The following is a 13,952-nucleotide window of genomic DNA, read 5'->3' on the forward strand; positions in this document are numbered from 1 at the left end:
ATCGCGGCCTGAATGTGCCCTTCTCTGCCAGATAACACCAGGATAATGACAACTTTACGACAACCTGCGGCCCGCCATCGGGTGATTGCCCTCGCTTACGATGGCCTGTGCACGTTTGAATTTGGCGTTGCCGTCGAGATTTTCGGCCTGCCGCGACCAGAAATGGGCGACAACTGGTACGACTTTACGGTGGCCGCAGTGGATGCGGGCGAACTGCGCGCAACGGGCGGCATCCGCGTGATAGTGGATGGCGGCCCCGAACTGCTTAGCGAAGCGAATACTATTGTCGTTCCAGGCTGGCGCGGCGCGGAAAAGCCCGTTCCGCCTGCGTTGTGTGCGGCACTGCATGAGGCCTGGCAGCGCGGTTGCCGCATTATCTCTATTTGCTCCGGGGTGTTTGTGCTGGCAGCCGCCGGTTTGCTGAACGGGCGTAAAGCCACTACGCACTGGCGTTATACCGAACTGCTGCGCGAGAATTACCCGGCGATTGTCGTGCTGGACGATGCGCTTTATTACGACGAAGGCAATGTGATGACCTCCGCGGGAAGCGCGGCGGGCATCGATCTCTGTTTGCATGTGGTGCGCAAGGATTTCGGTATTGAGATTGCCAACAGCGTTGCCAGGCGTCTGGTGGTCCAGCCGCACCGGGATGGCTCGCAGACCCAGCAACTGACCCGCCCGGTTGCCCGCACGCGGGAAAGCCGACAACTGGGGCAGTTGTTTGACTATCTGCACCAGCAATTAGGCGACAACCACACCGTTACGTCACTGGCGCAGCGAACCGGCATGAGCGAGCGGACTTTTTTGCGGCGCTTTCAGGAAACAACCGGCACAACCCCGGCGCGCTGGATACTGCGCGAAAGGTTGCTGCGCGCGGAATCGTTGCTGACGCAAAGCAGAATGGGGATTGAATTGATCGCCCGGAATAGCGGTTTTGCCAATGCCGCCTCGTTGCGTCACCATTTCCATCAACAACATGGCATTTCACCGGTGGCCTATCGCAAAAAAATTTCGGTTACGGCGAAATAATTCACACCATTCACCTTTCATTGAGATTCGCCAGGCTATTCTTTATCCATCGCGGCAACAAAATTAAGGTAAGAGAGGCAGGTAAAGTTAATAGATGGAGAATTAAGATGATGGCAAATATGCATGTATTTATGGCAGTTCTTGGAATTATTTTGTTTTCGGGATTCCTGGCTGCTTATTTTAGTCACAAATGGGATGACTGATGAACAGCGATAATCCCCCGGCATGACGGCCCCTTACGCAAACACGTAAGGGGCCGTTTTCATTATTAATTCGGTAAAAAAAAACCGCCAGTATTTGGCGGTCAATGCTTGCATGGATAGATCTGTACTTTTTTTAAACATTAACTTGAAAATCAATGCTAACGATCTGCTAGCCAACTTAGCATCTCGTTCCTAAATAAATCTTAAACAAGGCTTAAGATAAGTGGCTAACGGCAAGCCGTAATAACCTCTCATCGAAACGTTTTTCTGGCTGAAATAAGCGTTTGCTGTTGAAATTGTTGAAGATATATCTTTGCGGACCGTCTGATTATGCTACCGTCACATTTCCATTTAACAGACCGGAGGGGTTATCCCCAATCTCAAGTTCAAGTGCCCGGTTTGCAGCAGCCAAAAGTTTTTGTTCACATCATTTTGCCCCGGCAGGCTTCAACCTCATGGGGCGATTTGCTCAGTTTGTGGAACAAGACTTACCGCCAAATCCTGTATAACCGTGCTACGAAGAAGACGCTGGCCGAAGCATGTTTTATAAATTGGGCCTCCGCAGAGGCCCTTTTAATTATTTCTATTTACGCGTTTTTTGCTTTGCCTAAAGAAAAGCCACTCACTTTAGCAATATGCACGCGCAATATTGTGCCTTTCACACTCGTCCAACCGCCATTGCCGGTCATCCAGGACGGATCTTTAATATGCAAATAGTTAAGCGGAATTTCGTGTTCATCTTCAACACGATAATCTTGCGCTAAATCATCAAAAAAGCGGGCAATGGGATCGGTAATGGATTCATTACCGGCAATAGAGCGAATCGATTTCGCCGTAGATAGCGCATATTCCTGCCCGGAAACCAGTTCACCCGCAACGACCTGGCCGCCAACAACCAGCGTGACCACCATCCCCGCTCCCAAATTGGCGCAGGAGACGAGATGCGATAACGCGCTGTCCTGAGTACTGATGGTCGGCGTAATAGCCTCTGATGCTTCACGTTCACTTTCCATTAACACCTCCCGTACTGGCGTAAAAAACCGCCCGCAGGCGGTCGCTGATCAGTAGAATTTCCGGATGGCTTGTTCGGTTTCCTGCTGGCTTACCAGGTCCGAAAATCGGGCAACGAGGAAGGTTTCTCCGTCTAACTCCCAAGGTTCGATTGGGATTTCGAGAAACGAGCTCTGCTCATTTTTGAAGGTGACCGATTTTGCACTGTCTTCCACGGTCACATTTTCAACCTTACCACCGGCGCGTATTACCACTACATTTTTGGTCATGTCGGTTACCTCAGTTGCTTTAATAGTTTTCGACATTAACACAGCCACTTTCTCAATGCCTGCTCAATGCCACGGAATGTTAAGCGCGAAAATCAGGTCCTTTAATTTGGCTTAATGAGAGGGATAACGCTACGCCGGGAAACGTGAAGTGGCCCACACTTTAACAATTGTGTGGTTAATTTGAGGCGGCAAAAAACCAGAGACTGGCAAAAAGCCCGCCTCTGGCTGTGGAATTTACGGTGATGCCGGGTGCCTCCCGGTGAGCTTGCGCCAGCCCGCAAGACTCGCTTTTACCCCAAAAAGGTATGACTGGTAGCCCCGCCGCGTAGGGGGATTCATCACCATGTTTAACGGTATTTCCCGAATATAATCAGGTCAATGCCCTTACAGGTTATGTAACTTTTTAAAGCATAACGCCTGTCAATTATTCGCTTAATCCCCGGTTTTTCAGCATCGACTCGATAAGCGGATCGTGGCCGCGCCATTGCCGATAGAGGTTTGCCAGGTCTTCGCTGTTACCGCGCGACAAAATTGCATCACGAAATTTCTGGCCGTTTTCTCGGGTTAAACCGCCCTGCTCGACAAACCACTGATAACCGTCATCGGCCAGCATTTGCGTCCATAAATAGGCGTAATAACCCGCCGCGTAACCCCCGCCAAAAATATGCGCGAAATAACTGCTGCGATAGCGCGGCGGCACCGCGGCGAGGTCGAGATTTTCGTTGCGGATGGCCTGCGCTTCAAAGCTGTCCACATCGGTTATGCCGGCGCCGTCTTCCAGCGCGTGCCAGTTCATATCCAGCAGCGCGGCGCTCAGCAATTCGGTCATGTCATAACCTTTATTAAATTGTGTGGCGCGCAGCATTTTCTCACGCAGGTCGTCTGGCATTGCCTCGCCGCTCTGGTGATGGCGGGCATAACGGGTAAAGACCTGCGGCTGGCTGGCCCAGTGCTCGTTAATTTGCGAAGGGAACTCTACAAAATCGCGCGGCGTGTTGGTGCCGGAAAGGCTGGCGTAACGCTGGCTGGCGAACAGCCCATGCAGCGTATGACCAAACTCGTGGAACAGCGTGATCACCTCATCCCATGACAGCAGCGCCGCCTGGCCGTTTGCCGGTTTCTGATAGTTGCAGACGTTATAGATGACCGGTTGCGTGCCGTTCAGCGTCGATTGTTCAATAAAATTGCCCATCCAGGCGCCGCCGCTTTTCGAATCACGGGCGAAGAAATCCCCGTAAAACAGCGCTAACCCGCGATCGTCAGCATCGAAAATTTCCCACACGCGAACATCCGGGTGGTACGCCGGAATATCGAAACGTTCGGTAAAGCGGATGCCAAACAGCTGGCTTGCTGTCCAGAACACCCCTTCGGTTAACACCGTGTCCAGTGCAAAATAAGGTTTGATTTGCGACTCATCCAGCGCGTATTTCGCCAGCCGCACCTGCTCGGCGTAATACGCCCAGTCCCAGGCTTGTGCGGTAAAGCCGCCTTGTTGGGTGTCGATAACCTGCTGGATATCCGCCAGTTCGCGTTCGGCGCGAGCCCGCGCAGCGGGTGCGATATTGCGCATAAAGGTCAGCGCAGTCTGCGGCGTTCCCGCCATTTGATCGGCAATTTTCCAACTGGCGAAATCGGCGAAACCAAGCAGCTTCGCTTGCTGAGCACGTAGCTGCACCAACCGTAACACCAGCGCGCGCGTGTCATTGGCATCCCCCCGCTGCGTACGCAGCCAGCCCGCGTTGAACAGGTTTTCACGGGTCTGGCGATCGCGTAACGCCGCCAATGCGGGTTGCTGCGTGGTGTTAAGCAGGGGCAGCAGCCAGCGGTTTTCCAGCCCTTTGGCCTTCGCGGCGTCGGCCGCTGTGGCAATGTCTTCCGCACGTAAGCCATCAAGCTGGTGCGCATAATCCACCACCAGCCCGCCCGCTTTATCGGCCGCCAGCAGACGCTGGTTGAACTGGCTGGTCAGCGTCGCCGCTTCGGTATTCAACGCTTTTAGCGTCATTTTGTCCTGCGCGCTCAGCGTTGCGCCTGCCAGCACAAAACGCTGATAAATGACGTCAACAAGGCGCAGCGATTCGGCGTCCAGCCCCAGCGCCTGGCGGTCTATCCACACCGTTTCGACCCGGGCGAATAGCGCATCATTAAGGTAAATATCGTTCGCCAGCTCCGCCAGTTCGGTGGAAAACGCTTCATCCAACTGCTGCAAAAAATCATTGGTGTGGGCGGAGGTCATGGCGAAGAAAACGCTGGTGACATGGGTGAGCAATTCGCCGCTCTGCTCCAGCGCAAGGTAAGTGTTAGCAAAATCCGCTGCCGCATTGTTGTGAGTAATGGCGGCTATCTCGGCACGCTTTTGCCGCACACCTTCGTCAAATGCCGGGCGGTAATGCTCCTGCTGGATGGCGTCAAAAGGCGGAGCCTGATAAGGCAGAGAGCTTGCTGTAAAGAAGGGATTGGTGACCGACATATTTCGCTCCTGAATGCGGTGAGTCTCCTCAGAGTAGGCATCCACCGGGCGCATCGCAATCATTTCTCGCATCTGCGCATAAGCGCGTATTTTTTGCCACACTGTAAAGCGACACAACTTGTGTTACCGCTTCATAGCGGTGCATGTTATGTTACGAAATCACAAAAAGCGTTGAGGAACAATGACATGATTATTCTCGTTACCGGGGCGACTGCGGGTTTTGGCGAAGGCATTACGCGCCGCTTTATTCAAAACGGTCATAAGGTGATTGCCACAGGCCGCCGTCAGGAGCGTTTGCAGGAGCTGAAAGACGAGCTGGGCGACAACCTGTACACGGCACAGTTGGATGTCCGTAATCGCGCCGCCATTGAAGCGTTCATCACCTCCCTTCCGGCGGATTGGCGCGGTATCGACGTGCTGGTGAATAACGCCGGGCTGGCGCTGGGTATGGAACCGGCGCATAAAGCGAACGTCGACGATTGGGAAACCATGATCGACACCAATAATAAAGGTCTGGTGTATATGACGCGCGCCGTACTGCCAGGCATGGTGGAACGCAATCGCGGCCATATCATTAATATCGGTTCTACGGCGGGCAGCTGGCCTTACGCGGGCGGCAACGTTTATGGCGCGAGCAAAGCGTTTGTGCGCCAATTCAGCCTGAACCTGCGCACCGATCTGAGCGGTACCGCAGTTCGTGTGACCAACATTGAGCCGGGTCTTGTTGGCGGCACTGAGTTCTCTAACGTGCGCTTTAAAGGCGATGACGCCAAAGCGGATAAGACTTACGAGAACACCACCGCGCTGAGTGCGGAAGATGTGACCGAAGCGGTTTGGTGGGTTTCCACGCTGCCGAAACACGTCAATATCAATACGCTTGAAATGATGCCGGTTAGCCAGACTTACGCTGGCCTGAGCGTTCATCGTCAGGGTTAATTTTTCCTGCCCGGCCTGCGGGCAGGGTCTGGGATACAGGTAAAATAAATGGTATGGTAGCCGGGTTAACCCTTTGGAAAGTAAGAGCGAATGGCCGCTGAAACGCAACTCAACCCTACACAACCCGTAAATCAACAAATTTACCGCATCTTACGGCGGGATATTGTGCACTGCCTGATCCCACCAGGTACGCCGTTGTCGGAAAAAGAGGTGTCGGTGCGTTTTGACGTTTCGCGCCAGCCGGTGCGGGAAGCCTTTATTAAACTGGCTGAAAACGGCCTGATTCAAATCCGCCCACAGCGCGGAAGCTACGTGAATAAAATCTCCCTCACTCAAGTGCGTAATGGCTGCTTTGTTCGCCAGGCGATTGAGTGCGCCGTTGCCCGCCGCGCCGCCATGATGATTGATGACAGCGCCTGTTATCAGCTTGAGCAAAACCTCCATCAGCAACGCATTGCCATTGAGCGCAAACAGCTGAATGACTTTTTTGAGCTGGATGACAATTTTCACCAGAAGCTGGCGCTGATCGCCGACTGCCAGTTAGCGTGGGATACCATCGAAAACATCAAAGCCACCATTGACCGCGTGCGCTATATGAGCCTCGACCATGTTTCGCCGCCGGAAATGCTGCTGCGTCAACATCAGGATATCTTCGATGCGCTGGAAAAACGCGATGCCGACGCGGTGGTGAACGCCATGACACTGCATTTGCAGGAGATCAGCGAGTCGGTGAAAACCATTCGTCAGGAGAATCGCGACTGGTTTAGCGAAGAGTAAATCCCGCCTTTTTCTCCCTTCCGGTCACATTTTTTTGTCGCAAAAAAGTGTGACCTTGATCAAAAACAAAAACTCATCATCTCAGGGGCGTATTTATAGAGCGTCCGTTTTGGGGACATCTTCTGCCCCATTTCGCTTTGCGGATATTAACAAGGAGAAACCACCATGATGACTTATGATCGAAACCGTAACGCTATTACCATCGGTTCCCGCGTGATGATCAACGGCTCAGGCCGCACTGGCAAAATCGTGGCAATTCATGCCGATGGATTGAGCGCTGAAAAAGTGCGCCGCAGCAAAACGGTGGAAGTTGAAGGATGTGAAGGCAAATTTGAACCGGTTGAACTGATTCGCCTGGGCCTGCACTGAGTGGTGAGAATGCCGCCGAGGCGGCATTCTTCGTTTGCGTTACAGCGCGGCAGCGTACTGAGCCACTGTCGCTTTCGCCCCTTTCTCCAGCAATGTTTGATACGCTTTTTGCACCTGCGCAACAAACTTCGCCTCTTTCGGCAATTCACGCCCGAAAATAGCATCAATTCCCAGCAACGCCTGAACGCGCGCTTCGCCTTCCGCGCTCTCTTTTACCGTTTTTTGAATAACGGAAAGCAGCGGATCGCACACTTCGATGGCCTGGCCTTGCTCATCCACGCCGCCAACGTAACGCATCCAGCCAGCAATACCTAATGACAACAGCGAGAAATCACTGTTGTGCACCAGATGCCAGCGCACAGAATCAAGCATACGTTGCGGCAGCTTCTGGCTCCCATCCATGGCGATTTGCCAGGTACGATGGCGCAGTGCGGTGTTGCTGTAACGCGCGATCAGCAGATCGGCGTAATGCGCCAGATCCACGCCCTGCACTTTCAGAGTCGGCGCTTGTTCTTGCAGCATCAGTGCATGCGCGGCGCGGCGGTAATTGTCATCTTCCATGCAGTCGTTGATGTGCTGGTAACCCGCAAGGTAGCCAAGATAAGCGAGGAAGGAGTGGCTGCCATTCAGCATACGCAGTTTCATCTCTTCAAACGGCACCACATCTTTGACCAGCTCCGCGCCCGCTTTTTCCCACGCCGGGCGTCCGGCGACAAAGTTATCTTCAATCACCCACTGGCGGAACGGCTCACAGGCCACGCCGGCCGGGTCGCGAACGCCGGTCAGTTGTTCAATTTTATTCAGGGTATCTTCCGTGACTGCCGGAACGATGCGATCGACCATGGTTGACGGGAAAGTGACATTAACTTCGATCCAGTCCGCCAGATCCCCATTCACCGCGCGCGCGTAAGCGCACACCACATTGCGGGTGACATGGCCGTTTTCCGGCATGTTATCGCAGGACATCACGCTGAAAGCCGGTAAACCAGCGGCTTTACGGCGCGCCAGCGCTTCCACTACCACACCGGCAGCCGATTTTGGCTGATGCGGGTTTTGCAAATCGCCAACGATTAATGGGTGATCGAGCATCAATTCGCCGGTCGCCGGTGAATGGCAGTACCCTTTTTCGGTGATCGTCAGTGAAACGATCGCGACCTGCGGCTCGCACATAGCGTCCAGCACGGTTTCCAGGCCATCAACCTGCGCGTGCAGCGCACGTTTTGCCACGCCGACCACGCGAGCGGTCCACGCATCGGCAGACATTTCTGCCACGGTGTAGAGATTATCCTGCTGTTTCAAATCGGCAATTTGTTGCTCGCCGCCAATCAGGTTGACCTCGCAATAACCCCAATCGCTGCCGTGTTCTGCGGCAAGGATATCGGCATAGACCGACTGATGTGCGCGGTGAAACGCGCCGAAACCAAGATGCACAATGCGGGGAACCAGTTTGTTACGATCATAACTGGGTAACGTGGCTTTCGCCGTTAACAGCCTGTTTTCCATGGTGGGACTCTTCTTATTAAGTGAAACAGTGGTTCAATAGATTAAGGACTGCCGCAAACCAGACTATGATTTGCGACAGGATTTGCGGACTACACCAACTAGAATGGTAACCAAATGTGTCAGATTCCCCTTAGGCTTCACCGCTTTTAACACGCAAAGAGGAATCAGATGTAGGTACGCGAGCCTACTGGTTGCGCCGCTTCGCGGGGTTCGGCAGCGTCTTGCAGAATGTTCAAATCGCGATCGCGGACTTCCGGCATCAGCACAGCAGAAAGCAGGCCAATCAGCGAGTAGACAATCAGCATCACCACAATCGGCCACCAGGAGCCGGTCATATTACAGAAGATCCCCGCCAGCACCGGGCCGAAACCTACCGCAACCAGACCGCCCGCCTCTTTGGAAATCGCCATGCGCGTAAAGCGATTACGGGAACCAAACATCTCCGCCATGGTGATATTTTCCAGCGCGAACAGCCCCAGCACGGCAAAGTTATGGATAACGATAATCGACAGCATAATGACGCCAGGCGAGTAGGTTTTATCCACAATGATCGCCATCATCGGGTACGCGAGGATAATCGCCGAAATACACAAACAGATGTACGGCAAACGGCGGCCGATTTTATCCGACAGCCAGCCCAGTAGCGGAATGGTGAGGAAACCGATAATCGAGCTAATCATCAACGCATCGGTGGGAATGCGCTTTTCAAACAACAGCGTCTGGACCAAATAACCGGCCAGGAAGGTCTGGATCAGCCCGGAGTTACCCGCCTGCCCAAAACGCAGCCCGGTTGCCAGCCAGAACGTTTTACTGCTGAACATCGCACCGAGACCGGTTTCAGCTTGATCGATTTTCGCCGGTGCGTGCACACCTTCGTGAACCTGCTCAAACACCGGGCTCTCTTTCAGGTTCAGACGCAGCCAGATGGCGAACAGCATCACCACGACGCTGGCGATAAACGGTACGCGCCAGCCCCAGGCGAGCAGTTCTTCACGGTCGAGCGCGAAAAACATAATCGCCCAGATGGCCGTGGCGCTCAGCGTGCCGCAGTTGGTGCCCATCGCCACCAGCGAAGAGATAATGCCGCGTTTTCCTTTCGGGGCGTATTCCGCCAGCATGGTGCCGGCACCGGAAATTTCCGCGCCCGCGCCCAGCCCCTGGATGATGCGCAATGTCACCAGCAGCACCGGTGCGAAAATGCCAATTTGCGCGTAAGTCGGTAAAACGCCAATCAGCGTGGTACAGATCCCCATCATGGTGATGGTGATAAACAGCACTTTTTTACGCCCAATACGGTCACCCATTTTACCGAAGACAAACGCGCCGATAATGCGCGCAATATAACCCGCTCCGTAGGTTCCCATCGCCAGGATCAGTGCCATTGCCGCTGATTGCTCCGGGAAGAAAATCTCGTGAAACACCAGCGCTGCGCCTAGCGAATAGAGCTGGAAATCCATAAATTCCAGCGCCGTACCCAGCCAGCCGGACACCGCCGCTTTCACCAGATCCGAGGTCGTTCTTTCAGTGTTAACTTGCGTCATAATGGCCATCTCGAAAAAAGTCGCATGCGTACCGCTTAACCGCATTTTTCGTGGTAATTAATTGAACGTTAATAAGACCTTACAGCACTGTCGCTGATCTTTTTCAAACAGTTCAATCGCATCGGTGACATGTTGATAATCAAATTTATGCGTCACTAATTTGCCAGGATCGATTAACCCGCGCGCCAGCCAGTCGATCACCACCGGGAATTTATTGGCATTGAGACGTGACGAGAAAATCGACAGCTCTTTGCCGGTAATGCCCTGCTGGATGATTTGGCTGGGTTCGCTGGAAAATCCCATGATCACAATGCGCGCGGCGGGTGACGCCAGCGCAATCGCTTCCTGCAAAATCGAAGGATGGCAGGCGGCATCCACAATCAACGTCGGTTTGATCCCCTTCTCGGCCAGCGTTTCCTGCAATGGACGCTGGCTATTGTTGATGACCCAGTCGGCACCGCTGTTGCGGGCCATTGCCAGGCGTTCATCGATCCTGTCGGCGACAATCACCTGTTTTACCTTGTAGACACCTTTTAGCGCCTGCAAGGTGGTCAGCCCCATCGGGCCTGCGCCATAAATCAGCGCGATATCGTTTTCCGTTGGTTGCGCCTGGCCGGTGACATTCGCGGCAATGGTGAACGGTTCGACCATCACGGCGTGTTCATCGGCAATGGTTTCGGGGATTTTCCAGGCATTACGCGCCGGAACCGCCGCGTATTCGCTGAATCCGCCATCTCGATGTACGCCAAGCACCACCAGTTCGGTGCAGACATTGGGTTTGCCGATGGAGCACGGATAGCAGTGACCGCAGCTGATCACCGGGTCAACCGAGACGCGCTCGCCAAGACGTGACGGTGAAACACCTTCGCCGACGGCATCAATGTGCCCGTAAAATTCATGACCGATGACGCGCGGATATTTGGCAAACGGGTTATGTCCGCGGTAAATGTGGCTGTCGGAGCCACAAATCCCGGCCAGTTTGACTTTGACGCGCACTTCCCCGGCGGCTGGCTGCGGTAACGGGCGGTCAGCAACGGTTAATTGGTTGGGTTGTTCGATTACCACACTTTTCATTTCGCTTTCCTTTATTACCTATTACCAGTTCCACAGCGTGCCATCTTCCAGTCGCGCGACCGGCAGATAAGCAGGATCGTAGGGGTATTTCGCCGCCAACTTTTCGTCGAACTCAATGCCCAGCCCCGGTTTGTCGCCAGGGTGCATATAGCCGTTTTCAAAGCGCCAACTGTGCGGAAAAACCTCCAGCATTTGTTCGGAATACCCCATGTATTCCTGCACCCCAAAGTTAGGTACCCACAGGTCGAAATGGAGCGCGGCGGCATGGCAAATGGGCGAGAGATCGGACGGGCCATGCGAACCGGTGCGCACCTGGTAGAGCGAGGCAAAATCGGCAATACGGCGCATGCCGGTGATGCCGCCCGCGTGGGTAATGGTGGTGCGGATATAATCGATCAGTTGCTCTTCGATAAGCTGTTTGCAATCCCAGATGCTGTTAAACACTTCGCCGACCGCAATCGGCGTGACCGTATGCTGGCGAATCAGACGAAAGCACGCTTGATTCTCCGCAGGCGTGGGATCTTCCATCCAGAACATACGGAATGGCTCAATACTTTTGCCGAAGCGCGCGGCTTCAATAGGGGTCAGACGGTGATGCATGTCGTGCAGCAAATGTTCGTCAAAACCAAATTTGCTGCGCACCGCGTCGAACAGTTTCGGGGTGAAATCGAGGTATTTTTCCGTCGACCAGAGTTGCTCTTCCGGCCATTGGCCTTTGGTCGCCGGTTCATAAGCCAGGCCTTTGCCTTTTGCCATGCCGTAGGTGGTTTTCATCCCCGGCACACCGCATTGCACGCGGATGGCTTTAAAGCCCATCTCTTTATGCCGGGCATAATCTTCCAGCACATCATCAAGGGTATGGCCGGTGGTGTGGCAATAAACCATTACCCCTTCGCGGGAAGCGCCGCCCAACAGTTGATAGAGCGGCATATTGGCGGCTTTGGCTTTGATATCCCACAGCGCCATATCCACGGCGGAAATGGCCGACATGGTGACCGGGCCGCGGCGCCAGTACGCGCCTTTGTAGAAAAACTGCCAGATATCTTCGATGCGATGGGCGTCACGGCCAATCAATTGCGGGCAAAGATGATCTTTCAGATAGGAGGCGACAGAGAGTTCGCGGCCATTGAGCGTTGCGTCGCCAAGGCCAACAATCCCTTCATCGGTGGTGATTTTTAAGGTGACAAAGTTGCGCCCCGGACAGGTAACAAAAACATCAGCCCCTACGATCTTCATGCGTTATTCCTTGCAGCGTTTTAACGTGATGCAAGAAACTTAAGCAATCCGGCCACTACCATACAAGTATAACGATCAAAAAAGCGGCTTTTGATCACAAAAATTTAAAAATTGCTTATGCCCGGCCCCATCCTGCAACGATGATTAACATGCCGCACAAGGCGATCGCCGCGCCGAGCCAGTCATAAACGCTGAGTTTCACGCCATCTACCACGCGCAGCCAGATAAGCGCCGTGCAGACATAAACACCACCGTAAGCGGCATAAACGCGTCCGCTGGCCGCCGGATGCAACGTTAACAACCAGACAAACAGCGCAAGTGAAAGCGCGGCGGGGATCAGTAATAACGGCGTGTTGCCGCGTTTGAGCCATAACCAGGGCAGGAAGCAACCGACAATTTCACAAATCGCGGTAGCGAAGAAGAGCAGCGTTGTTTTGAGCATTTCTGATACTTTTATTCAAACTTGGTTGAACCATCTTACTCGATAATGCTCATAGTGTCGGTTTCTCGCCGGTATGCTGGCCGGCAGAGATCGCATAGAATAAAACTGTTTCTTTCCCAAAATAGGAAATCGCAATGACTATTACACTTAGCAAACGCCTGTGCCTCACCGCAATGCTGACGCTGGGTGCCATCGTGTACACCACTTCCGCAATGGCTGAAACCAACCGTCTGGTGATTGAATCCGGCGACAACGCGCAAAGCCGTCAATCTGCGGCGATGGAAAAAGAGCAATGGAATGACACCCGTAACCTGCGCACTAAAGTGAACAAACGCGTGGAAAAAGAGTGGGATAAAACCGACGTCGCGTTTGACGCGCAGGATAACTGCCAGAAAAGCAGCAATCTGAATGCGTACTGGGAACCGAACACCCTGCGTTGCCTGGATCGCCGTACCGGTCGTCAAATTCAGTAACCACGCCGGGCGCGCACTGCGCCCGATTCCACTTCAGAGAAAGGATTTTTCATGAGTGACGCGTATACCGTTCGTCTTCGGCCGCTTGAACGCGAGGATCTGCGTTTTGTCCATCAACTCGATAACAACGCAAGTGTGATGCGCTATTGGTTTGAAGAGCCGTACGAAGCCTTCGTTGAATTGTCGGATCTGTACGACAAACACATTCATGACCAGAGCGAGCGGCGTTTTGTGGTCGAATGCGATGGTGAAAAAGCCGGATTAGTGGAGCTGGTGGAAATAAACCATGTTCATCGCCGCGCGGAGTTTCAAATCATCATCTCGCCGGAATATCAAGGCAAAGGCCTGGCGTCAAAGGCGGCAAAACTGGCAATGGATTACGGTTTTACGGTGTTGAACCTGTATAAGCTCTATCTGATCGTTGATAAAGAGAATGAGAAAGCCATTCACATTTACCGCAAGCTGGGGTTTATGGTGGAGGGCGAATTAATTCATGAGTTCTTTATTAATGGCGAGTACCGCAACACCATCCGCATGTGCATTTTCCAGCAGCAATACCTGCAAGAGCACAAAACCAGCGGCACCACGCTGTTAAAACCCACCGCGCAATAAGCGCGGT

15 protein-coding genes are annotated in these 13,952 nt (G+C 53.5%); 7 read left to right on the forward strand and 8 right to left on the reverse strand.

All coding sequences use genetic code 11. From position 1 onward, the window contains the following. Window positions 1–24 precede the first annotated feature (24 nt). Together ftrA and mgtS are read left to right on the forward strand one after the other, a co-directional pair. A complete protein-coding gene (gene ftrA / locus AAEY27_RS11955; protein ID WP_425294679.1) occupies window positions 25–1,029 on the forward strand; it encodes a transcriptional regulator FtrA in 1,005 nt (334 codons plus the stop codon). Window positions 1,030–1,136: 107 nt separating this feature from the next. Continuing rightward, window positions 1,137–1,232, forward strand: a complete 96-nt coding sequence (gene mgtS / locus AAEY27_RS11960) for a protein MgtS (protein WP_342320757.1) — start codon at window positions 1,137–1,139, stop codon at window positions 1,230–1,232. A 587-nt stretch (window positions 1,233–1,819) separates the two neighbouring features. On the opposite strand, the gene AAEY27_RS11965 is transcribed toward mgtS, so the two are convergent. The 3 genes from AAEY27_RS11965 to dcp form a co-directional block, all read right to left on the reverse strand. After that, entirely contained in the window at window positions 1,820–2,245 is a 426-nt protein-coding gene (locus AAEY27_RS11965) for a hypothetical protein (RefSeq protein WP_342320758.1), read from the reverse strand. 48 nt (window positions 2,246–2,293) lie between these two features. Then, window positions 2,294–2,512 carry a hypothetical protein gene (locus tag AAEY27_RS11970; protein ID WP_342320760.1) on the reverse strand — a complete coding sequence of 73 codons (219 nt, stop codon included), beginning with the start codon at window positions 2,510–2,512 and terminating at the stop codon, window positions 2,294–2,296. 424 nt (window positions 2,513–2,936) lie between these two features. Next, window positions 2,937–4,982 (reverse strand): peptidyl-dipeptidase Dcp, encoded by a 2,046-nt coding sequence (gene dcp / locus AAEY27_RS11975; protein WP_342320761.1) that lies wholly within the window; start codon window positions 4,980–4,982, stop codon window positions 2,937–2,939. 186 nt (window positions 4,983–5,168) lie between these two features. Between dcp and ydfG the strand changes: the two genes are divergently transcribed. From ydfG to ydfZ, 3 genes are all read left to right on the forward strand, one after another. Further along, entirely contained in the window at window positions 5,169–5,918 is a 750-nt protein-coding gene (gene ydfG, locus AAEY27_RS11980) for a bifunctional NADP-dependent 3-hydroxy acid dehydrogenase/3-hydroxypropionate dehydrogenase YdfG (protein WP_342320762.1), read from the forward strand. Between the two features lie 90 nt (window positions 5,919–6,008). Next, a complete protein-coding gene (locus AAEY27_RS11985; RefSeq protein WP_342320763.1) occupies window positions 6,009–6,695 on the forward strand; it encodes a GntR family transcriptional regulator in 687 nt (228 codons plus the stop codon). 165 nt (window positions 6,696–6,860) lie between these two features. Then, window positions 6,861–7,064, forward strand: coding sequence for a putative selenium delivery protein YdfZ (ydfZ, locus tag AAEY27_RS11990; protein ID WP_342320764.1), 204 nt, complete (start codon window positions 6,861–6,863; stop codon window positions 7,062–7,064). Between the two features lie 39 nt (window positions 7,065–7,103). Here the strand turns inward: ydfZ and AAEY27_RS11995 are convergent, their stop codons facing one another. The 5 genes from AAEY27_RS11995 to AAEY27_RS12015 all read right to left on the reverse strand — a co-directional run bounded on the left by AAEY27_RS11995 (window position 7,104) and on the right by AAEY27_RS12015 (window position 12,860). Next, window positions 7,104–8,567: a mannitol dehydrogenase family protein gene (locus AAEY27_RS11995; RefSeq protein ID WP_342320765.1), complete on the reverse strand. Its 1,464-nt coding sequence runs from the start codon at window positions 8,565–8,567 to the stop codon at window positions 7,104–7,106. Window positions 8,568–8,731: 164 nt separating this feature from the next. After that, a complete protein-coding gene (locus AAEY27_RS12000) occupies window positions 8,732–10,108 on the reverse strand; it encodes an MFS transporter (protein ID WP_342320766.1) in 1,377 nt (458 codons plus the stop codon). Between the two features lie 57 nt (window positions 10,109–10,165). Next, on the reverse strand, window positions 10,166–11,182 hold the full coding sequence (locus AAEY27_RS12005; RefSeq protein ID WP_342320767.1) for a Zn-dependent oxidoreductase: 1,017 nt from the start codon (window positions 11,180–11,182) through the stop codon (window positions 10,166–10,168). A 21-nt stretch (window positions 11,183–11,203) separates the two neighbouring features. Beyond that, window positions 11,204–12,418, reverse strand: coding sequence for a D-mannonate dehydratase ManD (manD, locus tag AAEY27_RS12010; protein ID WP_342320768.1), 1,215 nt, complete (start codon window positions 12,416–12,418; stop codon window positions 11,204–11,206). Window positions 12,419–12,533: 115 nt separating this feature from the next. After that, window positions 12,534–12,860 (reverse strand): YnfA family protein, encoded by a 327-nt coding sequence (locus AAEY27_RS12015; protein ID WP_342320769.1) that lies wholly within the window; start codon window positions 12,858–12,860, stop codon window positions 12,534–12,536. 134 nt (window positions 12,861–12,994) lie between these two features. On the opposite strand from AAEY27_RS12015, the gene AAEY27_RS12020 reads away from it, so the two are divergent. Both AAEY27_RS12020 and speG read left to right on the forward strand, forming a co-directional pair. After that, window positions 12,995–13,333: a DUF1283 family protein gene (locus AAEY27_RS12020; RefSeq protein WP_342320770.1), complete on the forward strand. Its 339-nt coding sequence runs from the start codon at window positions 12,995–12,997 to the stop codon at window positions 13,331–13,333. Window positions 13,334–13,384: 51 nt separating this feature from the next. Next, window positions 13,385–13,945: a spermidine N1-acetyltransferase gene (gene speG, locus AAEY27_RS12025; RefSeq protein WP_342320771.1), complete on the forward strand. Its 561-nt coding sequence runs from the start codon at window positions 13,385–13,387 to the stop codon at window positions 13,943–13,945. Window positions 13,946–13,952 lie beyond the last annotated feature (7 nt).

The sequence above is a fragment of the Kosakonia sp. BYX6 genome, assembly GCF_038449125.1.
GTDB lineage: Bacteria > Pseudomonadota > Gammaproteobacteria > Enterobacterales > Enterobacteriaceae > Kosakonia > Kosakonia calanthes.

What these genes read in the sequence shown, in the direction of transcription:
- mgtS (WP_342320757.1), top strand. Translation starts at nt 1,137, where the DNA reads ATGATGGCAAATATGCATGTATTTATGGCAGTTCTTGGAATTATTTTG.
- AAEY27_RS11970 (WP_342320760.1), bottom strand. Translation starts at nt 2,512, where the DNA reads ATGACCAAAAATGTAGTGGTAATACGCGCCGGTGGTAAGGTTGAAAAT.
- AAEY27_RS12015 (WP_342320769.1), bottom strand. Translation starts at nt 12,860, where the DNA reads ATGCTCAAAACAACGCTGCTCTTCTTCGCTACCGCGATTTGTGAAATT.
- AAEY27_RS12000 (WP_342320766.1), bottom strand. Translation starts at nt 10,108, where the DNA reads ATGACGCAAGTTAACACTGAAAGAACGACCTCGGATCTGGTGAAAGCG.
- AAEY27_RS11985 (WP_342320763.1), top strand. Translation starts at nt 6,009, where the DNA reads ATGGCCGCTGAAACGCAACTCAACCCTACACAACCCGTAAATCAACAA.
- manD (WP_342320768.1), bottom strand. Translation starts at nt 12,418, where the DNA reads ATGAAGATCGTAGGGGCTGATGTTTTTGTTACCTGTCCGGGGCGCAAC.
- AAEY27_RS12005 (WP_342320767.1), bottom strand. Translation starts at nt 11,182, where the DNA reads ATGAAAAGTGTGGTAATCGAACAACCCAACCAATTAACCGTTGCTGAC.
- ydfZ (WP_342320764.1), top strand. Translation starts at nt 6,861, where the DNA reads ATGATGACTTATGATCGAAACCGTAACGCTATTACCATCGGTTCCCGC.
- dcp (WP_342320761.1), bottom strand. Translation starts at nt 4,982, where the DNA reads ATGTCGGTCACCAATCCCTTCTTTACAGCAAGCTCTCTGCCTTATCAG.
- AAEY27_RS11995 (WP_342320765.1), bottom strand. Translation starts at nt 8,567, where the DNA reads ATGGAAAACAGGCTGTTAACGGCGAAAGCCACGTTACCCAGTTATGAT.
- speG (WP_342320771.1), top strand. Translation starts at nt 13,385, where the DNA reads ATGAGTGACGCGTATACCGTTCGTCTTCGGCCGCTTGAACGCGAGGAT.
- AAEY27_RS12020 (WP_342320770.1), top strand. Translation starts at nt 12,995, where the DNA reads ATGACTATTACACTTAGCAAACGCCTGTGCCTCACCGCAATGCTGACG.
- ydfG (WP_342320762.1), top strand. Translation starts at nt 5,169, where the DNA reads ATGATTATTCTCGTTACCGGGGCGACTGCGGGTTTTGGCGAAGGCATT.
- AAEY27_RS11965 (WP_342320758.1), bottom strand. Translation starts at nt 2,245, where the DNA reads ATGGAAAGTGAACGTGAAGCATCAGAGGCTATTACGCCGACCATCAGT.